17 protein-coding genes are annotated in these 19,729 nt (G+C 47.4%); 6 read left to right on the forward strand and 11 right to left on the reverse strand.

All coding sequences use genetic code 11. The features are described 5' to 3' along the window. Positions 1-550: 550 nt before the first annotated feature. Positions 551-1,273 carry a RibD family protein gene (locus ACFRAM_RS03540; protein WP_379464552.1) on the reverse strand — a complete coding sequence of 241 codons (723 nt, stop codon included), beginning with the start codon at positions 1,271-1,273 and terminating at the stop codon, positions 551-553. 197 nt (positions 1,274-1,470) lie between these two features. On the opposite strand from ACFRAM_RS03540, the gene ACFRAM_RS03545 reads away from it, so the two are divergent. Beyond that, a complete protein-coding gene (locus ACFRAM_RS03545) occupies positions 1,471-2,028 on the forward strand; it encodes a TetR/AcrR family transcriptional regulator (protein ID WP_379464553.1) in 558 nt (185 codons plus the stop codon). Between the two features lie 95 nt (positions 2,029-2,123). Here the strand turns inward: ACFRAM_RS03545 and ACFRAM_RS03550 are convergent, their stop codons facing one another. From ACFRAM_RS03550 to ACFRAM_RS03565, 4 genes are all read right to left on the reverse strand, one after another. Continuing rightward, entirely contained in the window at positions 2,124-3,041 is a 918-nt protein-coding gene (locus ACFRAM_RS03550) for a poly(ethylene terephthalate) hydrolase family protein (RefSeq protein WP_379464554.1), read from the reverse strand. A 95-nt stretch (positions 3,042-3,136) separates the two neighbouring features. After that, positions 3,137-3,667: a pyrophosphohydrolase domain-containing protein gene (locus tag ACFRAM_RS03555; protein ID WP_379464555.1), complete on the reverse strand. Its 531-nt coding sequence runs from the start codon at positions 3,665-3,667 to the stop codon at positions 3,137-3,139. A 172-nt stretch (positions 3,668-3,839) separates the two neighbouring features. After that, a complete protein-coding gene (hcp, locus tag ACFRAM_RS03560) occupies positions 3,840-5,132 on the reverse strand; it encodes a hydroxylamine reductase (RefSeq protein ID WP_379464556.1) in 1,293 nt (430 codons plus the stop codon). 211 nt (positions 5,133-5,343) lie between these two features. Next, positions 5,344-6,096, reverse strand: coding sequence for an SDR family NAD(P)-dependent oxidoreductase (locus ACFRAM_RS03565; RefSeq protein WP_379464557.1), 753 nt, complete (start codon positions 6,094-6,096; stop codon positions 5,344-5,346). Between the two features lie 395 nt (positions 6,097-6,491). On the opposite strand from ACFRAM_RS03565, the gene ACFRAM_RS03570 reads away from it, so the two are divergent. Continuing rightward, positions 6,492-6,944 (forward strand): MarR family winged helix-turn-helix transcriptional regulator, encoded by a 453-nt coding sequence (locus tag ACFRAM_RS03570; protein ID WP_379464558.1) that lies wholly within the window; start codon positions 6,492-6,494, stop codon positions 6,942-6,944. 250 nt (positions 6,945-7,194) lie between these two features. Here the strand turns inward: ACFRAM_RS03570 and ACFRAM_RS03575 are convergent, their stop codons facing one another. From ACFRAM_RS03575 to ACFRAM_RS03590, 4 genes are all read right to left on the reverse strand, one after another. After that, on the reverse strand, positions 7,195-8,451 hold the full coding sequence (locus tag ACFRAM_RS03575) for an APC family permease (RefSeq protein WP_379464559.1): 1,257 nt from the start codon (positions 8,449-8,451) through the stop codon (positions 7,195-7,197). Positions 8,452-8,633: 182 nt separating this feature from the next. After that, positions 8,634-9,542: a LysR family transcriptional regulator gene (locus ACFRAM_RS03580; protein ID WP_379464560.1), complete on the reverse strand. Its 909-nt coding sequence runs from the start codon at positions 9,540-9,542 to the stop codon at positions 8,634-8,636. Positions 9,543-10,130: 588 nt separating this feature from the next. Beyond that, on the reverse strand, positions 10,131-11,318 hold the full coding sequence (locus tag ACFRAM_RS03585) for a mandelate racemase/muconate lactonizing enzyme family protein (protein ID WP_379464561.1): 1,188 nt from the start codon (positions 11,316-11,318) through the stop codon (positions 10,131-10,133). 138 nt (positions 11,319-11,456) lie between these two features. Next, entirely contained in the window at positions 11,457-12,548 is a 1,092-nt protein-coding gene (locus ACFRAM_RS03590; RefSeq protein ID WP_379464562.1) for a mandelate racemase/muconate lactonizing enzyme family protein, read from the reverse strand. A 443-nt stretch (positions 12,549-12,991) separates the two neighbouring features. Here ACFRAM_RS03590 and ACFRAM_RS03595 point away from each other — a divergent pair, with 443 nt between their 5' ends. The 4 genes from ACFRAM_RS03595 (at position 12,992) to ACFRAM_RS03610 (ending at position 17,686) form a co-directional block, all read left to right on the forward strand. Then, positions 12,992-14,551, forward strand: a complete 1,560-nt coding sequence (locus tag ACFRAM_RS03595; RefSeq protein WP_379464563.1) for a helix-turn-helix domain-containing protein — start codon at positions 12,992-12,994, stop codon at positions 14,549-14,551. An 86-nt stretch (positions 14,552-14,637) separates the two neighbouring features. Further along, positions 14,638-15,657: an ABC transporter substrate-binding protein gene (locus tag ACFRAM_RS03600; RefSeq protein WP_379464564.1), complete on the forward strand. Its 1,020-nt coding sequence runs from the start codon at positions 14,638-14,640 to the stop codon at positions 15,655-15,657. A 178-nt stretch (positions 15,658-15,835) separates the two neighbouring features. Further along, on the forward strand, positions 15,836-17,005 hold the full coding sequence (locus ACFRAM_RS03605; RefSeq protein ID WP_379464565.1) for a pectin acetylesterase-family hydrolase: 1,170 nt from the start codon (positions 15,836-15,838) through the stop codon (positions 17,003-17,005). A gap of 60 nt (positions 17,006-17,065) precedes the next feature. Beyond that, entirely contained in the window at positions 17,066-17,686 is a 621-nt protein-coding gene (locus ACFRAM_RS03610) for a TetR/AcrR family transcriptional regulator (RefSeq protein WP_379464566.1), read from the forward strand. Here ACFRAM_RS03610 and ACFRAM_RS03615 read toward each other — a convergent pair. Both ACFRAM_RS03615 and ACFRAM_RS03620 read right to left on the reverse strand, forming a co-directional pair. Continuing rightward, positions 17,658-19,046: a HAMP domain-containing sensor histidine kinase gene (locus ACFRAM_RS03615; protein ID WP_379464567.1), complete on the reverse strand. Its 1,389-nt coding sequence runs from the start codon at positions 19,044-19,046 to the stop codon at positions 17,658-17,660. The genes ACFRAM_RS03610 and ACFRAM_RS03615 overlap by 29 nt on opposite strands. After that, the gene (locus ACFRAM_RS03620; protein ID WP_379464568.1) at positions 19,043-19,720 is read right to left on the reverse strand and encodes a response regulator transcription factor; all 678 of its coding nucleotides are present in this window, start codon (positions 19,718-19,720) and stop codon (positions 19,043-19,045) included. Before ACFRAM_RS03620 ends, ACFRAM_RS03615 begins: the two co-directional genes overlap by 4 nt. Positions 19,721-19,729 lie beyond the last annotated feature (9 nt).

Here is a 19,729-nt window from a genome sequence, read left to right on the forward strand (position 1 = left end):
ACTGCCCCTTTCTTTTACTATATTAACATGGAAGGATCGCAGAAACTTTTATTAAAAATATGCCTTCTAAGTTACTGTGCCAATCTCCCCGTTCCCTACTGGGTTATCCAAATTGGTATTAATAATAGCCCTATTGAGATTAAAGTTAAACTCCTTGTCGAGATCTTATTTAATTTTTTATTATTCTCTGATTTATACCAGCCTTTAAATTGAAAATAATTTCGGTATAACACTAGAAATAAAATCATATTCCCCAATGTCATACTCCAATGATAAAGCGGCTGGCCAAATATCCATTGATATATGACCTTTTCCAATCCCCCTAAAACCAGCAGCGTCAAAGCAAGTAAAATACATAACCGGAGTAATTCAAATATAAAGGAAACTAATTTAAGCATTTGATTTTCCGTCCTTTCATGTCGATAAGGATCAAAATAAGTATCATCTACACTAACAATTTTTTCAAGCTTCCGATAATTTCAATTTTTTTATACTCTAACGCAAAAAAATCCACTTAAGTCTCTCCTCAAGTGGATTTTTGCTATGAATTTTATCTATTAATTGTGTAATTCAAATATATGCCGTTAGACTCTAATTTGCGAACTTCTCTTAATGTAAATCGTGCCGCTGGTTGTTTCACCAGAGAATCTGGTTTGGCAAATAATGCTTGTGTACTTGTATCCCCATCGGCTGTTGGAGTAATTAATAAGCTTAATTCATCAACGAGTCCCTCATTTAGAAAAGTACCGTTCAAATAAGCTCCCCCGTCCAACATCATTTCCTGGACACCTAATAAGGTATTAATCTTTCTTAATACTTCATGCAAATCCAGTTGATCTTTACCGCCAAAAATATAAGAAATCCCTAAATCGCGTAAATATGTTAAGTATTCATCTGCTACATCCTCAGTGAGTACCACTACAATATGTGATTCCACTTTTAACTGAAACGATGTCGGTATTGTGTTTTGAGTCCATCTTAATTTTCCTTTAGGATCTACTGCAATTACATATCTTCCAGCATGAGAATCAGCAATAAAATCTGTTCTAGGTACTGATAAGGTGATACCTCCCTTAAATTCCACCTTTTCTCCAAAGGCAAAATTCCCCTCCATAGTCACCCTGCCGCACATCCAGGCCTTAGGATTATAGCTTTCCTGGATTTCTACATATTTCAAATACAAAGATTGTGCTTCTTCTGTGTTCATATAATCCCCGTCTATTTTCCCGTCCAAGGATGTCATCATGTGGCAAATAACATGAGGTCTATTCATATTTTCCTCTCCTTATCATTACTGTTTTTATAATAGAATAAGTATCTTTTACAAAAATCAATTTCGATCCTTGTGTGTATTAATACTCTCCTGTATATTTAATTTAAAATAGAATGATGGACAAAACAATTACCACATTCACTAATTCATGTAGTAATACTCATTTATTCTAAACTGTGTATGAAACGGAGCTTGATATGGAAGAAAAATTAGATCGGAGAACCAAAAAGTCCAGAAAAGCAATTCAATCCACTTTTTTGACACTTCTACTTCATGATGGATTTGATAGTATTACTGTGAAGACTCTTACTGAAAAAGCTGATATCAGCAGAAAAACCTTCTACTTGCACTTTACTGATAAAAATGACTTATTAGATGCGATCGTTCAAGAACAAATCAGAGAACTCAAATCTACTTGCGCCGAAAGCAAAGCAACTGATTTTATAGAAAGTACAATCGTTTGGTTTCATTACTTTGAACAAAAGAAAGATTTTTTCTATGCCTTATTTAAAAGTGAAAGCACTGTATCTTTTAGAAAACAACTTCTCAATTGTCTCATGGAACAAATCGGTGGAGAAATTCCTATTGGAGATATCACGCAAGATCGGGACCTTAAGATTCGTTTTCTGAGCACAGCCGTTATAGGTATTGTGGAATCCTTTGTTATGGATGAAATCAATTCTGACTGTGAACATATAGCCAGACAAGTCGGGAAATTACTAGAAGAGAATCTGCCTTTTCTTTCGAATCACTAGCGTTGCACTAACAAAAAACGGAGATACCTATGTCATGTCAGACTAGGTCTCTCCGTTCTTATATTCCGTAATTCTGTTTTTCGTGCCCAGTTGAATCATTTCTGCATATTGGCCGAAGTGACATCCTTCCAATTGCTATTCGTGACAATCTCCGCATCCTTTCCGATAAATGCGCGCTTGGCCTCAACATCATTCATCAGCTGGTATCTCATCCAGGCTGTCAGGTATCCTCTGTGCTGTCCGCCATCCTGTTCAATCGCTGTATGCGCAGCCCCTTTAGCCATCGCCATCATTACCGGAAGGGTCGGCTTAGCTTTGCTGATCTCCAGCTTGTTGGAGGAGGCCGGTGAGATGATAAAATCACGGGTGCCGCTCAGCACTAAAAATGGCACCTTCAGCGCAGATGTATCATAAGCATCCTTTGGTTCGCAAAATTCCAGCTTCGGAAGCGCGATGGATACAACGGTTTTGATCACATTTCCACGCTCATAATTCGTATGGGCATTAATGACACCCGTGGAGCCTTGGGAATGACCCGCCGCACCTATTCGATCAGGCTGAACCCTGTGATAGAACTGACTTTTGGGATCATTGTTCGCAGTCAGCATATACTCAATCGAGGCCAGGATTTCTTTCCCTGTTCCGGTCGTTGTGCTGTAACTGTCAATGACAATAAATCCCCAGCCAGCGAGGTGGCGGAAAAGTGCATCGTATTGTTTGGGCAATGCTCCCGTTCCGTTACCCCACGCAATCAAAGGATGTCTGGTATTCTTGGACTCCGGGTAGTAGACTTTGTACAGCTTTTCTCCCTTACTCCCCTTGATCTCCGCCGTTTGGACTGAATACGTTCCGGGTAAAGCATATTTCTCCTCAATACTTCCCTTTGTATAAGCAGCAGAAACGGAGTTCACTAGTAGAAAAGATACTGTGGAAAAAGCGATAATCAGCATTAGAAAAAAACCAGCTATCCATTGAAACCAACGATTTCTGAGCACACGTTTGATTTGTGGCATACAACACCCTCTCCCACTAAAATATACATGGTTGTATTATTGGGAACTAAGCATACTATGCGGTTGTTAACACAATGTTACATGCAATCCGCTCTCTACTCGAACCGTTTTCCACCCAGCTCAATTTGACGGTTGATTTCGGCCTGGATTTTAGGTTCTGGTGCGTGGTCGCGCTCCCAGTTATCTGGTTTAATGACCTTTCCGACTTCATTGTAATGCGGTTTGCCGTCCGGGAAAATTTTGCCCATATTAGCAGCGTGGACGATGTTAAAGATCGGTTCGGGCTCCACGCCCGCTTCTACGAATCCGCCATTGGCGAAGTATAAAATATCCGTGAACGCATCCATCTGCCCGATCAACTGGTCGTCAGGATAGGATTTCTGCAGTTGCTTGCGATAAGACTCAGCGGCCCGGGTCATAAGATCCTCGTAAAAGGCGGCAAAGCGCTCGTCATTACCGGCAGTAGCATGCAGCAGCTCGATTACCTCTTCCATAATAAAAGAAGCACGGTTAACCGCAAGCTTGTCCGATAGCTTTTCCGGTGCCTCAGGGGCCGGGCAGTTAAAGCCAAGGTGAAACTCTCGTACCTGCTGGAATTGTGTTTTATTCTCTGTTTTCTCTGTCATGTGTTAATCTCGCTCCTCTGTCTCTTGAATCTTCTACTATTATAACGGCATCCCGCATGCTGGTCATGGAAATCATAAATTCTTTCGCAAAAAAGAGCTGCCGCGCACCCTAAAGTGCGAAGCAACTCCTTATTCTGTGCTTAATTTGCCTAGCCGAACTGACGGAGTACGATTACGATAGCGCCAGCATAGCATTCATATCTGCCTCGGCCGTTGTAATCAGCTTCAGCCCAAACATTTCAACAAGCACCTCCAGCACACCCTCTGAGATGAATTCAGGCGGCTTCGGCCCGATGCGAATATCCTGTATGCCTAAACTGAACAGTCCAAGCAGAATGGCTACGGCCTTTTGCTCAAACCAGGACAGTACGATACTGACCGGAAGCTCGTTCACGGTACAGCCGAAGGCATCGGCGAGGGCCAGTGCAATTTTTACAGTGGAGCCCGAATTATTGCATTGCCCAAGATCGATATAACGCGGAATTCCCGTGTTCCCTACAGTCCCGTAATCTACGTCGTTGAAGCGGAACTTGCCACAGGAAGTGGTTAGAATAACTGTATCATTCGGCAGAGAGGTAGCCAGCTCACGGTAATACTCTCCCCCTTTGCCTGGTGCATCACAACCTGCAATCACGAAGAAGCGGCGGATATGACCGTCCTTGACCGCCTGAATAATTTCAGGTGCAAGCCCCAGCACTGTCTCATGATGATACCCTGTGGTAAGCACAAGATCCGACTCTATGTCTGCCACAGGTAGCGACAGCGCACGCTCAATCAGCGGGGTGAAATCCTCCCCTATGATCTTCTCCACACCTTCCAGCCCTGCTACTTCATATGAGAAAAAGCGGTCTGCATACGTCCCTTTAATCGGCATCACACAGTTCGTAGTCGCAAGGATGGCGCCGGGAAACTTCTCGAACAATCGGCGCTGATCATACCAGGCTTTACCGATATTTCCTTTCAGATGGCTATATTTCTTCAGTGCCGGATAGCCGTGGGCAGGCAGCATTTCAGAGTGGGTATAGATGTTGATCCCCTTGCCCTCTGTTTGCCGCAGCAGCTCTTCGAGAGCATACAGGTTATGGCCTGTCACTACGATGCAATGGCCCTCAATCTTGTTCTGGCTAACTGTAATCGGCTGAGGGATGCCAAACCGATCCGTATGCGCGCGGTCCAGCACATCCATAATTCGAACCGCGGCATTGCCAACCTTCATCGCCATTTCCAGATGCTCCTGCACATTAAAGTTGGAATTGGTCAAGGTCATATACAACGCTTCATGAGTGATGCGATCCACCTCAGGATCGGTATATCCCAGCTGTCTTGCATGTGTCGCATAGGCAGCAATGCCTTTTAATGCAAAAATCATCGTGTCCTGCAGGCTCGCAATCGTCTCGTTCTTGCCGCACACTCCAACTACGGTACATCCGCCGTCCGGCGTCTGTTCACACTGATAACAAAACATATCGTTATCCTCCTTGATAGATAATCAATCGTCCGTTTCAGCGTACCAGAGCGCCAAGAGTGAAGGTGTGATTACACACACAGGATAATCCAAGATTTTTTGTACATTTTGGAGCCTTATCTCGCTACTCCCCTGACCTTCTCCTAACTTCATGCTCACACTACGATTCGTTCTAGTGAATTCTAGCTTTGTGAGGTTTAGGCTTTACCAATTACCACGGAATCGTTCCAAATGTTGCGCTCGTGAACATACCTGTCGGTCCGTCCGGGCCGAGTAGCGCAACGCGCACGATCTCAGACGCGCCATCCTCGACAGTCTGCGTACCCGCTCCATTAAGAGCCGTCTTGGTAAAGCCCGGGGAGACTGCGTTGACCTTGATTCCGGTCGACTCCAGCTCGATCGCCATAGCGAGCGTCATAGCGTTGAGAGCCGTCTTCGAAGCAGGGTAGCCAGGGCGGAAGTACGTACGGTAAGCATAGGATGGATCCGAGTTACTCGTCAGCGAGCCAACACCACTTGATACGTTGACTATGCTTGCATGCGGTGCCTCGCGCAGGAGCGGCAGCATCGCCTGGTAAACGGCAAGGACGCCGAACACGTTGGTTTCCCACACTGCCCGCACTTCATCTAGTGACACGTTACTCGCAAGCGTCAATTTAGCGTACTCCTGAACAGACATGGAGCCCTGTCTTGTGTTTGAGATCGCTGCGTTTTGGACGAGCACATCGAGACGGCCAATCTCCTTGCGAATGCGCTCTGCTGCTGCGGTGATTGAGGCCTGATCTGTCACATCCAGTTGGAGCGCAATGGCGCCCGGCCCGATCTCCTTGGCTGCAGCCTCTCCTCGCTGGAAATTACGCGATCCGACCAGTACAGTGAGGCCGTTTGCCACAAGATCCTTTGCGACCTGAAGACCGATTCCTTGATTTGCCCCGGTAACCAAGGCGACACGTTTGTTATGCATTGTAATACCTTCCTTTCTTGCATCAGCAATATTAGTAATATATCTGCTCCATCATCAAGTTGACACGTCAACCTGTTGATGGGATCACTATAGCATACCTAAGGTTGACGCGTCAACTTACTAGTGAGTTTACTATAATACTTTGAAGTTGATACATCAACAATCTATAGGTACAAGCCATTTACCAAATGAAAAAAATAGGGTATCCTTGTCCATGTGCTGAATCCTTTGCGGTGCGTTTGCTCGTACCTGTTAACGTCCGCTTAATCTTTTGGTCCATCAAGAAAACCTTCGTTTCAGAAGATTTAGACAATTCATGCGTTCAACTTTTATGCAACGCTAGTGATAATTTCCCTATGAATAATAACGAAACTAAATGAAAAGGATATGTGAATATGGATAAGGACTGGCTAAATGAAGAGGAAATGCAATTATGGTATATGTGGAAATCCAACTATAAGAAAATCATGGATCGTGTAGTAAAAGACATGTCCGAGAAAACAGGACTCTCAGAAGAGGGTGATTTTGGAATATTAGTTAGGTTAGTTGATTTAGGGAATGGTGTGCTTCGCCAACAGGAATTAGTCGACTCGATGGAGTGGACGAAGAGTCGATTGTCCCATCATCTAACGCGGATGGAACAACGTGGGCTTGTCCTAAGAAAACCATTAGATACAGGTAATGGTGTTCAAGTCATCATCACTCCCTCTGGAAAATCAGCAGTGGATGCTTCTCGTCCCATATACGCAAAGGCAGTACGCAAATATTTTCTTGATCAATTATCAGATCAAGATGTTGAATTAATTACTAAGTTGGCAGAACGGACAGATAAAATGACTTCAGATTGATCAGCAATAGAATACGCTCCATCTCACTGTGACACATTATCAAAGCAGATTACGAGCTTACCTTCGTCATGACATGACTGCGATGAATGCTATTGCCCAGGAAATTGCAGAGCAAACGGGACTTTCCGGGGGAGTTTTCAACGTGTTAGGTTAAAAGGTAACGAAAAAAAGCGTCTTCGGCAGCATCTGCTTGCCGGGGACGCTTTTTTGTCATGAGTATGTCCTGGTTTTTGTCCTGAATATGCCCTGGTTAATGTTGAGAATGCACCCTCCTGCTCCGCCACTCCCTGTAGATAAAGAACACGCATAGAATACTAATGATCAACAACAGGTTACGGGAGGAATACATGCCGATGACAACCACCAGGAACAGTGAAAGAATCGTTCCCAATATAACAACCACTCTGCTCTTCAGCAGCTTGATCCCTGCCAAAATTCCGATTAGCGCGTTCATCCCCAGAAAGCTGTTCGCGACTAGAACCAGCATGCTAAGATCATAAGCTCCAATCTGCATGAACAGTATAACCGCTGCATTCACCAACCCAATGACGCTAATGGCGACAAAAGGGGTGTTATGCTTCGTACGTTGTTCAAGAAAAGCCGGCAAAATCCTCTCCCCGGATAAAGAAGCAGTCAGCCGCGATATGCCTCCTACGTATAGCAGATAGGTAGAGGCACAGAGGAAGACGCCAAGCCCTGCAATAATCTGCTGCCCCCGCTCTCCGAACAACGGATACATAATTCCTCCAAGGGAATGTCCTCCTCCATCACCTGCCGGGTCACTCCACTGCATAGCCGCCGCCACTACCAGATACACACCAGCAATAACGATAAAGCTCAGAATCATCCCTCTGCTGGTCGTCTTGCGGATATCCTTCACCTCGTCCGTGTAATTCCCGATAATATCCCACCCAAAGACCGCCCAGAAAAGAATCAGCACCGCATACCCAAAGGATTGGGGCTGGAAATTATCCATAATAGCGAAAACCTTAGGATGATTGGACAGGCTAACGGCTGAACCTGTGAACAGTACCACGGCAGAGACTGTGGACATCAGCAGCGATATTTTTCCGACAACAGTAATTCTGCAAAATAGCAGCAGCACGCATACCGCAGTCAAAGCGTATCCGATATAAAAGGGGTCTCCCCACCCAAGCTGTGACAAATACTCACTCGCTGTCAGTAAGACGGCTGCCGCTCCGACCGACACACCCAGGATCAAATACAAAGAAGACAACACCTTGATCTGTCCCCCGAACGCACGGTTCACCGCATTGGCAATACCGGCATCGCCGGGATAACGGATACTGATCGCCCCGAAAATATATGCCGTCAGCAAACTGACTCCGATAATGATCAGCCAAGCAACAATCGCCCACTCCCCGACCAGTTCGTAGATTGTAGAGGGTAACATCAGGATACCCGAGCCCAGAATGGGGCCAATAATCAGACCGCTAAGGGTCCATACGCCAAGCTTTTTCTCCTTCACACTATGTTGCCTATTCATGCCGTTCCATCCCTTCTCGTCCCGAGCCTCAGTATCCGAAAGATTTCTTTCAGTCTGCTGCTCATGTACAAGAAATTATAGACGGCCTTTTCCTCTATAGGGTAAATCTCAATAACTATGGGATTCCATAGTTAAAAGCTATATCTTGAAGCAACAATAGCCATTAAACTTTTCTGCATGCGCTACACCAGGTCTTTGACCATACGCTGTAACTCTTCCAAATATCGTTCACCAAGACGACTCAGATTCATATTTTTATGCCTGATGGTCCCAATCTGTATCTCTTCATCCACTTCAAGTGGGATCGCGATAAAATCATCGCCATGAATCTCCTCACCAATAATCCCCGTCGAAATCGTGTACGCGTTTAGGCCAATAAGCAGATTGACAACCGCGGCCCGGTCGGTCACTTTTATGCTCTTTTTGCGTTCCAGGTTGCTAAGAATCTCTTCCGAGAAGTAAAAGGAATTATTGTCGCCTTGCTCAAAAGACAGGTAGGGATATTCCTCCAGATCTTCAATTGTCACGCTTGTCCGTTGGGCCAATGGGTTCTGAGTGCTGATAAATATATGCGGGCGGGCAGTGAACAACACAGAGAAGACCAGATCATTTTCTTTGAGATGTTTTAGGATGATACGGGCGTTAAAAGTGTTGATATATAACACCCCGATCTCGCTGCGAAGGGCTCTGACATCATCGATAATGTCATAGGTTTTCGTCTCTCTGATCGTGAATTCATATTCATCAGCGCCATAGTCCTTGATCAGATTCACAAATGCATTAATAGCGAAAGTATAGTGTTGCGTGGAGACAGAAAAATGCTGCTTGGCTGGCTTGGAATGCAGATATTTCTCTTCCATGAGCTGATAATGCTCCAGCATCTGCCGTGCGTAGCTCAGGAACTCTGCTCCCTCCTTCGTCACGCTTACCCCTTTATGGGTACGGATGAAGATCGGGAGATTAATCTCCTCCTCCAGTTCCTTAATGGCGTTGGAGAGGCTGGGCTGGGAGATGAACAGACTTCTGGCGGCTTCACTAAAAGAGCTTTTATCCGCAATCTCCACTGCATATTTGAATTGCTGTAATTTCACGCAGGCGTCCTCCGTTCCGGGGCTGTTCGTCCTCAAATGACTTAAACATAAACAGCAGGTATACATTCGTCAAGTCCCTGTGTAAAAAGACAAAGACAGGCGTACCCCTCATGGGTCTTTGCCTGTCTTTAATTAGTGAATTTAAGATTCATGCAGTCTTCTTAACAATGAAGAATGGTCTGCCCCTCAATTAACAGCATTTTTGTACCTTATATTCCTGAAAAAGAGGTGGATAAAGGAAATAAGAACAATATTGTACCTTATTTTCCAAAAAGAGAGCTAAAAGGGGCATCATAGAGGATTTAACATACAATATTGCACTTAATCCCCATTAATCCTTAGCTGCAGAGTATTTAGGGTACAAAAATGCACTTAATTGCACTTCGGAAATAGCTACTAGGCTTTGTTTGTTATTGTAATGCGTACTATAATCTATGCTGCACTCACTTGATAAGGATATCGACCTGATACCACGCTTGGACGCCCTTTCTCCCTTCTCCTTTCTCCTTTCTCCTTTCTCCTTTCTCCTTTCTCCTTTCTCCTTTCTCCTTTCTACTTTCTCCACTAAGGGGTTGCCTACCCTCTACCCTAATGCTCCACCAGCGAACCGTCGATATGATGACGCAACTTGATCGGGATTTCTCTCGGGGGATGCTTTGCCCTAAGATCTGGGGCAAGAGACGTGCCAAGTCCTGGTGAGACGGGGACGGTCACATACCCAGCATCGAATATTGGAACAGAAGTAACCATCGAGGTGCCGCGCAGAGACGTGCTGAAGGTATGGTCAATATAGCTTGCCGTCGGATATTCAAGGATTAGAAAATTCGGGAGCGCCGCTGCCGCATGCAGATTGGCGTTTAGCATAACCGGTGAGAACGGATTGTGCGGAATAATCTGCACATCGTAAGCTTCCGCCAGCGCAGCAATCTTACGCAGTCCGGTGAAGCCACCGCATAATCCGATGCAGGGCCGGATATAGCGGGCACCGCCTGCCTGAAGCAGCCGCTGAAACTCATAGAGCGAGTAGATCCGCTCTCCAGTGGCAATCGGCACGCCGATCGCGCGCTGGACCTCGGCCATGGCCTCTATGGAATCGGGCCGGATCGGATCTTCGAGGAACAGCGGTCGCACGGATTCCAATGACCGCGCGAAGCTGATCGCTTCTCCAGGCGATAAACGGCGGTGTAACTCGATACCGAGGTCAAGATCATCACCTACAGCTTCACGTACAGCGCTCAGCACCTCCAGCGCCGAGGACATCCGCTTGGCATAAGTGGCGTTCAGCGGAATGTCCGAGGAGACATCCAGGAACGGATTCAGATGGCCTGCTCCGGTGAAGCCTGCCGCCTTAAGCGCTGTTACATTATGTATCACTTCTTCCTGGTTTGCTCCTCTGATCTGACCGTACACTCTGACGCGGTCGCGCAATGCTCCACCCAGCAACTCATGCACAGGCACCCCAAGTCGTTGTCCCTTTAGATCCCATAGCGCGATATCAATCGCGGAGACGACCCCCATCAGAATGGAGCCATGATAGCTGCCAAACCTTGTTAACGCTTGCCAGTGATATTCAATCCGGTCAGCACTCTGCCCAATCAAGTAACGTCCGGCCTTCTCTGCCAGTGTAGCCGCAGCTTCCAGATGTGCCCATACCCCAATCTCGCCGACGCCGACCAAGCCGCTTGCCGTCTCAATCTCCACAAAAGCATGCATATCAGCCAGAATCGGTTCCACACGGACAATCTCGTGATCCCTGTGCGCCGCTGTCTTGCTCATTTCCTCACCCTCCAAAAGCGTAATTTTAACCATTCTATGCCAGTCCCATACATTCACTCATTCTATGTAACGCGTCATCTACCTCCTTGTTGCAATCTTGATCGATCGTGCCTATAGATATCCAAAGACGTCAGAACCTCACAGCTTCAACCGATAAGGAGCAAGCCGGGTCTCGTCCGGTGTACAACCGTTGCCGACAACCTCCGGCACTTGAAGACAACCATCCGCATTCAGAACCGCGCCTTCAGTATAAAAGCTTGCCAGCATGGGATCGAACACGGCCGGATAATATTCCATCCAGATCCCGCAGGGGATCGAGGCCATCAGCGGCAGATTGATCTGGTGATCGCCATGCGCCGAAATGGCCAGGCCACTGGCTTCAGCCATAGCTGCCACTTTTCTGAACTCCGTAACTCCACCCATCCAGCGGGCGTCCGGCTGGAGAATGCCAACTGCGCCGGTCTCGATCAAATCCCGAAAGCCGTATTTAGTATATTCCTGTTCCCCGGCAGCCAGTGTGATGCTCGTATGCGCAGCAATCTTTTCATACCCTGCATAATCGTCGGGAGCTACGGGCTCTTCAAGCCAGAAGAGATCAAATTCTTCAAGACGTTTGGCCATCTGGATGGCTTCGAAATAACGGTACGAGGCGTTAGCATCCACCATAAGGGTAACATCCGGACCTATGGCTTCGCGGACAGCGCGTACACGCTGGACATCCTCGCGGATGGTCAGGCGCCCGATTTTCATTTTTACAGCACGTGCACCCAGCTCAACATAAGACAACATTTCTCGCTGCAATTCTGTAATGCCCTCACCGTCCATATAGTAGCCACCGGCGATGTAGACAGGCATCTTGTCCGTGTAGCCGCCAAGCAATCGGTGCAAAGGCAGACCGGCGTACTTGCTCTTAATGTCCCACAATGCCATATCAATAGAGGACAATGCAGCGGTCTCATGACCCCGCCGTCCGTACAGTTTACTGTCCCACAGCGTCGACCAGATTCGCTCCGTCATCAGCGGGTCCATCCCGATCAGACGTACGGCGAACGCTTCACGTAGCTGCCGCTCTCCATCTGACGCGCTGCCAATGCCATAGCCGGTGATGCCTTCATCCGTCTCTATCTTGAGTACGCAGCGCACCACATCGCTCCAGGTATGCGAACCATTCGAGATTGCCCGTGTACGGGGCCAGGAATAATAGTTGGCCGTTACTCGAGTTATTTTCATATTCCACCTTTGCTCTGCTGACGTAAGCCTTTCTGCGTATGTAGTCTGACCTCTTTGAATAATTCCACCGCATTCACTTTCACACCCATATCCAATCACCATGCCTTTCTATTCAAAATACATTAAATTAATTTGTATAATCGGAATTATACACAACAAAAAGATCTCACTCTCCCCACCGTAGGGAAAATGAGACCTCCATCTGTCAGGTCAGTCTCTACATTATTATCATGTGATAATCGAATATTATAACAAAATATTATAATCGCGACATAAGGATGTCAATTATTATTTTCAGTATTCCCATTGGAATTAATATATTCATAGTCCCTTCATCGAAAGAAGATTCCACTTCGCACAAGGGCAACAAAATTTCGACTTTGACAGGCTAATTGAGAAATATTATCATTCATTAGTAGCTTATCTCGAAAGGGGGCCCTCACTTGAAAAAACAGCCTGATTATTCACCCGTCTTACGTAAATTGCTTCGTGCTGCCAGAATAGAAGGCGACCCGGCTGCAATCACAGGCAACCTGCCAGCCCAAGACCCTTCTGTCGACATGCTTCTTGTCGTTACCAAATCCCAGTCCTCCCGGTGGCAAGGGAATACAGCCAATTTTACCGTACTAGATACCCAAAGTATCGACTCGCTTCAATCTGCTGGGGCGTCTCTGGAGGGTTACCTTTTTCTAATAGAGCAGGAAGACAAACCGGTGAAGTGGTCCATTTCTCTTCCAGCGGCAGCCTCATATATAAGACTTTGTGAACATGTCGTAGAGCTATCCGAAGCGAATGATCCACTGCTGCAATTCCGTGGACAGATATACTTTCAAGAGCTTTTGTATGAGCTGTACCGGATCGACCGACAAGCTGTTCACGATGCCAGGACCGCAGTGGAGCATACGAGAGAGTATATGGAGAGTCACTATGCAGAAGTCATGTCTGTCAAAAGCCTTGCCGAAATGGCTGGCATCAGCCCTTCCTACTATTTGGAGTTGTTCAAAAAAATTGTGGGCAGAAGCCCGATAGAATATTTGACCTCCGTACGGATCAATGCCGCCAAGCGGCTGATGGAGCAGACAGAAGCGCCCGCCCATCAGATCGCAGAGACGGTCGGTTACAAAGATCCGTTCTATTTCAGCCGCCAATTCAAGCAAGCGACGGGGATGTCTCCCTCCCGCTATGCTGAGCGGGATCGCAACCGGATCGCAGCCTTCCACTATCCCATGACCGGGCAAATGCTGGCACTGCAGAACATCCCCTACGCGGCGCCACTTGACCGGGAATTCTGCCTCTTCTATAAACACAAATACGAGCAACAAATTCCGGTTCACCTCAAGGACCCTTCCATGGAGAATAATATGCTCTTCAACCTGGAGGCACTGCAGGCGGGCAGACCAGATCTTATCATCGCGGGTGACTGGCTGCCCAAAGCTGGACGGGGGGAACTGGAACGAATTGCTCCTACACTTTATGTGCCTTGGTGGGAGAAGGATTGGCGGCAACACTTACTCATTGTTGCCCAGTTCCTCGGGGAGACCGTTCAAGCGGAGCGCTGGCTGACTCAATACGAGATCAAGGCAGCGACGATCCGCAGCAAACTGAAGGAGCGACTTCGGGACAGCAGCATTCTGGCGATTCATATACTGAATGGGTCAATCCACCGCTTCGGCGGTCGCAATCTAGGTGCTGTGCTTTACGGGGACCTGGGCTTAAGACTTCCCGACTCGCAAAGCGCCGAACCTGCCTACGAGATATTGTCCATTGAGCAGCTGATTGCTCTTAATCCCGATCGCCTGCTTGTAGCTATTGGTACCGATCCACAAGCCAGAACGCTTTGGCAAGACCTTACCCAAATGCCCGAATGGCAATACATGACCGCCGTCCGCAATAGACATGTACAGCAGATCCAGCCGGACCCATGGTTCGACTACTCGGCGATGGGACATGAGCGGATACTCAGAGCAGTAATCAAGTTATTTTCCTTGGATCGTCCATCCTAATTCCTAACATTGACTATGGTCAGTTGGCAGGGTTAGCGGGTATGCTGTTTTGAGTGATATTGATTCTCAGTCTCAGGAGGGAAAGCATGTTTTATATTAAAAAATTTCAGCTAGCCACTGTGGTTCTGCTCTTGTCTGTGGCGTTATACGGCTGCAGCAACACAGACCCTGCTTCTACTGCAGCCAAGGAAACCGCGGCGCAGACAGAGGCTACGACCTCAGCGGTACCAGCAGCTAGCCCGGAAACAACCAATTCGTCTACGGAGAACGCTCCCCGCACGGTCAAGGACGACTTGGGCAATAACGTGGTCATACCTGCCAACCCTCAGCGTATTGTTGCCCCCTATCTGGAGGACGCGCTACTGGCCCTTGGCGTCAAGCCAGTCGCTCAGTGGTCAGCGGGTGATTTGCTCCTGAAGTATCTGCAGCCACAACTGCAGGATGTACCTAAGCTGGACTTTGTCAGCCTGGACCCCGAAGCGGTATTGAGCTTCACACCGGACTTGTTCATCGTGCCGTTCGCGGTACGGGTACAAGATGGAGCGTATGATAAATACGCGAAAGTCGCTCCGACCTATGTCTTTCAGGACGCGACCAAAGACTGGAGAAAGACGCTTCTCACCCTTGGCGATCTATTGAATCGGGCCACACAAGCCAAAGAAGCTCTTCAGGCATACGACAGCAAAATTGCAGACATTAAGTCCGCACTCCAGAACCAAACAGCCGGTAAGAGTGCAGCCATCATGCTCATCTCGGACAAGTCCTTCTCGCTGATGCAGGAGAATACCTATAGCGGTAAGGTCATCTATGATGGTCTTGGCTTAGAGGTGCCTCCGGGAGCACAGGGCAACGACTGGAAGGATATCTCCCTCGAGAGTCTGCCGGAATTGAAAGCCGACTATATTTTCCTCATGCAAGTAGACGGTGCCGATCCGCTGAAGAACCAGCAGCTGGCCTCCATCTATGATACATCCGTGTGGAAGAATCTTGAGGCCGTCAAAGCCGGTCATGTGTTCAGCGTGGATCGGGATTACTGGATTAACACGGGTCTGAACGCAAACCTGAAGGTGGCAGAGGATGTGCAGAACCTGCTAAACCGTCCATAATAAAAAATCTAAGATACAACAGCCGGAGCGAGGAAATCCCCACCTTGTCCGGCTGTTTCTTTGTGATCAGGGCGCAGTTGCACTCAAAAATAATGCATAAAGGAGATTTAACGGTTTTAATTACACATATTGTGCAACCAATTATCTTAATGTATACTCATTTTGAGGAGTGATGCAGATGAGAAAATTGGCCAAAATTACAATCTTTACTGGGGTTGGGTTGCTGGGTTTGATTTTGATCGCTGTAGTGATGATCAGCGCTTTCGTGATCAAACGGCCAACAACCATACCCGAGCTTGCGGATGTGAAGCCATACAAGTGGAATAAAATGAATTTGGGCGGAAACGTGATTTCCAGTGACGGTTCCGAATATTTTCTATGGAATAAAAAAGGTGAGAATAATAACTGGATTATCTTCTTCTCCGGAGGTGGAGCAAGTTGGGATGCCAAGAGTGCCGCGCACCCTATCAAACTGATGAATTTTATAACAGGTGGAGATACAGGTAATTATTTTCCAGGCATCCCCTTCTATATGCTAAGTCTGCTGCAAGGAATGATGGATACCGATAATCCCGCCAATCCCTTTCATGGATGGAATGTCGTCTACCTCCCTTATACAACCGGTGATTTTCATATCGGCAACCACAACGCTGAATACAGTAAAGAGGACGGCACTCCCTTCACGATGCATTATAATGGGAGCAACAATGTACGGAGCAGTCTGGACTGGATCTATGCCAATGTTAACAACCCGGGTAAACTGCTGATCGCAGGCGAAAGTGCGGGCGGGTTCGGCTCCGCCTTCTGGGCTAAGGAAATCGCCTCCCATTATAAGGATTCGGAGATTTATCAGTATTCCGACAGCTCTTTCCTGCAATCGGATAAATGGCCCAATGTGGTTGATCAGGAGTGGCATGCAGACTTCACCAAAACCTTTGGGTATAAGGCTGAGCCGGATATCATCGGAGCGGCTTTTACGGCAAACGGCCATCTTTTACCTGCCAATGCAGTATTATTGCAGTCCTATTCGTTGTTTGACGAGGTCCTGATTCACTTTCAGAACAAAATCAATGATTACTCAGGACCGCAAAATCAGCAGAACATAGATGCATGGTCACAGCAAATGCGGACCTCTGTCCGTACGCTGGCGGCATCCCTGCCGAATTACTACTACTACCTGACCGACTACGGGTTGGATAAGGAAAAAGGTACCACCTCGCATACGTTTGCCACCCGAGACACCTTCTATCAGGCCGAGCAGGATGGGATCAAACTACTAAATTGGCTGGGTGATGCCGTCAACCACCACAAACGCTATTCCGTCGGCAGCAAGTTCCTTGAGAAATAGGAAGAAGTCCAGTACGATTGGAAGGAAGGTATTCTCGAAAGAGGCAGGAGAGAAACGCTAATGAAGCTGCGAGAAAAACAGATGCAAATGACGCGGGAGATGATCAAGGGTGCAGCGCTGACACTGTTCAATGCCCAAGGCATTGAGCGTACCGATATGGCTCAGATTGCTGAAGAAGCCGGCATCTCCCGGCGAACCTTGTATCATCATTATAAGGATAAGGAAGAATTGGCTGTCCAAATCTATGTCAAGAATCTGGAGCGGATGTTCGGGCAGCTGCTGTTTGACTTTAATTTTGAACACCCCGAGCAGTCTCTGGAGACCATCCTGGACAAATATTTGGCGCTTAGGGAGGAGAACGAATCACTGATCTACTACGATGCTATTTTCGGAGTTTACTACAGTACCCTCTCCAAGAATCCCGCTGAGTTGCCAGATTTCCAGAAAGCTATGCAGGGCTGGTCTGCAAGGCTTCTACAACCGGAGACGGAGCCGGTGACGCCGGAAGACAAAACAAAGTGGATAGACATCCTACTGAAGTCCACCCACCTGTATTTCATGTATTTGCAAAAAGCTGTGATTATTACCCGCCAGCGCGGGGGCCAGATTACGGAAGAGGATCGGACCACCGACCGGCAATTCAAGGATTTCATCATGCTCGGTGTTCGTCATTCCCGCTGACACCGGGCACAGCGAGGGGCAGTCTGACGATGATCGTCGTGCCCTCTCCCACTGCACTATTCACCTCAATATTCCCCTGATGCAGCGCTACAATTTTTTTAACGATCGCAAGCCCCAGTCCGTTGCCATTGTTATTTCCGTTCCGCGACTTGTCGACTTTATAGAATCTTTGGAATACAGCACTGAATTCCTCCGGGGAAATCCCGATGCCGCTATCGCTTATGGTAACGGCTATTTCTGCTGTACCAACTTCAATCCTAATACGGATATTCCCACCCTCAGGGGTGAACTTGATGCTATTGCTTAGCAGATTCATCCAGACCTGCTTCAGTTGATCTTCATCCGCCTCGATCGTAACAGCCTCTGGCAACTCAAGATCAATAAGAATGCCCTTGGACGACCATTGCGGCTCACAAGTCACAACAATGGTGCGGATCTGCTCATCAAGATGAAAGAACACCGGATTAAAGGGATGATGCTCGGAGTCGAGTGAAGCTAGCTTCAGTAAATTATCACTCAGGCGTGACAGCCGTCCACTCTCCGCTATGATAATCTCAAGATATTCATTACGCTCTTCTTCCACGATCAGATCATGACTTTGCAGAGCCTTAGCGAACCCGGAGATCGAAGTAAGCGGAGTCTGGATCTCATGCGAGACATTGGATACAAAATCTTGCCGCATCTGCTCCAACTGCTTAAGCTCCCCGGCCATTTCCACATAGCTTCGGGTCAATTCCCCTATTTCGTCTACCCGATTGACCTTTAGCTCTACCTCAAAATCACCCTTGGCCAGCCTTCTTGTCGCCCGGGTCAACACTTTGATTGGCTCCACCAGATATCTGGCAGCGATGAGAATACAAAGGCTTCCGAGCAGTAGCACAAGCAGTAGTACAAAAAACATCATCCGGTTGATGATATTCTCATTCTCGGCGGAATACTGCAGGAACATCGCCTGCCACTCCCCTTTTAACAGAAAAGGCATCCCGATGAACGTATCATGATCTTCCGTTGTGGAGCGGTAATACCGTCCTTGCAGCACTTGTTTAACGGCTTCGGGTTTAATGATTACAGCCGGATTATCCTTAAGTCCGTAAAAGGTATGCCCGCCGGAATGATTAAACAGATGAATCGGATAGGCAGATACTTTTACCATACTCCTCAGGAACTCGTCCGTATCGGCAGGCTTGGCGTCATCATAGCGGTGAATGATCTCTTTGCCCACACTGATCATTTCATTCTGACCTTCGTAACTGATCTGTTGTTGAAAAACATACAGACCTATAAAAAAGGAGCATAACAGGCTGAATACAATAATGGCCAGGAACGTGATAATCACACGCACATACAGGGTCTTAATCATGACTGCAGAATCAGCCGGTATCCAAGCCCCCGGGCGGTTTCAATTTGAAAGGGTCCATCCTTAATGGTAAACTTCTCTCTCAGTCGGCTGATATGTACATCCACTGTGCGGCCGTCTCCATCATAGTTAAGTCCCCAGATCTGCTGTATCAGTTGTTCCCTCGTGAAGATTTGGCCAGGATGGCTCGCCAGCAGAAACAGAAGTTCGAACTCCTTAAGCGGCATATTGACCAATTCGTCTCCGCGAGTAACCTCAAACGTGCGGCGGTTGAGGACAACACTCCCGACCTGCACTAACTGGGAAGTAACCACCAGCGAACGTTTAAGCAACGCTTTTACCCGCATTACCAGCTCAAGCGGATCAAATGGCTTGCTCAGATAGTCATCTGTCCCCAGTTGGAAGCCTTTTACTTTATGCGCAGATTCGGATTTAGCTGTCACCATCAGAAGGGGAAGGTTGGCATCCCAGCGCCGAATCTCCCTGCACAGATCCCAGCCGTCCAATCCTGGCATCATAATATCGAGAATAACGAGATCCACCCGTGAGTTCTCCACAATAGACAGCGCTTTGGCACCATCATTTGCCTCTTTGATCTCAAAGCCCTCTTTACGTAAAAACAAAGACATCAGCTTGCGGATGTTGTCATCATCATCTGCGATAAGGATAATCGCCACAACCATCCC

This window comes from Paenibacillus sp. NPDC056722 (assembly GCF_042790635.1).
Lineage (GTDB): Bacteria > Bacillota > Bacilli > Paenibacillales > Paenibacillaceae > Paenibacillus_AQ > Paenibacillus_AQ agri.

What these genes read in the sequence shown, in the direction of transcription:
- ACFRAM_RS03575 (WP_379464559.1), bottom strand. Translation starts at nt 8,451, where the DNA reads ATGAATAGGCAACATAGTGTGAAGGAGAAAAAGCTTGGCGTATGGACC.
- hcp (WP_379464556.1), bottom strand. Translation starts at nt 5,132, where the DNA reads ATGTTTTGTTATCAGTGTGAACAGACGCCGGACGGCGGATGTACCGTA.
- ACFRAM_RS03585 (WP_379464561.1), bottom strand. Translation starts at nt 11,318, where the DNA reads ATGAGCAAGACAGCGGCGCACAGGGATCACGAGATTGTCCGTGTGGAA.
- ACFRAM_RS03615 (WP_379464567.1), bottom strand. Translation starts at nt 19,046, where the DNA reads ATGATTAAGACCCTGTATGTGCGTGTGATTATCACGTTCCTGGCCATT.
- ACFRAM_RS03555 (WP_379464555.1), bottom strand. Translation starts at nt 3,667, where the DNA reads ATGACAGAGAAAACAGAGAATAAAACACAATTCCAGCAGGTACGAGAG.
- ACFRAM_RS03610 (WP_379464566.1), top strand. Translation starts at nt 17,066, where the DNA reads ATGAAGCTGCGAGAAAAACAGATGCAAATGACGCGGGAGATGATCAAG.
- ACFRAM_RS03540 (WP_379464552.1), bottom strand. Translation starts at nt 1,273, where the DNA reads ATGAATAGACCTCATGTTATTTGCCACATGATGACATCCTTGGACGGG.
- ACFRAM_RS03590 (WP_379464562.1), bottom strand. Translation starts at nt 12,548, where the DNA reads ATGAAAATAACTCGAGTAACGGCCAACTATTATTCCTGGCCCCGTACA.
- ACFRAM_RS03550 (WP_379464554.1), bottom strand. Translation starts at nt 3,041, where the DNA reads ATGCCACAAATCAAACGTGTGCTCAGAAATCGTTGGTTTCAATGGATA.
- ACFRAM_RS03545 (WP_379464553.1), top strand. Translation starts at nt 1,471, where the DNA reads ATGGAAGAAAAATTAGATCGGAGAACCAAAAAGTCCAGAAAAGCAATT.
- ACFRAM_RS03570 (WP_379464558.1), top strand. Translation starts at nt 6,492, where the DNA reads ATGGATAAGGACTGGCTAAATGAAGAGGAAATGCAATTATGGTATATG.
- ACFRAM_RS03600 (WP_379464564.1), top strand. Translation starts at nt 14,638, where the DNA reads ATGTTTTATATTAAAAAATTTCAGCTAGCCACTGTGGTTCTGCTCTTG.
- ACFRAM_RS03565 (WP_379464557.1), bottom strand. Translation starts at nt 6,096, where the DNA reads ATGCATAACAAACGTGTCGCCTTGGTTACCGGGGCAAATCAAGGAATC.
- ACFRAM_RS03605 (WP_379464565.1), top strand. Translation starts at nt 15,836, where the DNA reads ATGAGAAAATTGGCCAAAATTACAATCTTTACTGGGGTTGGGTTGCTG.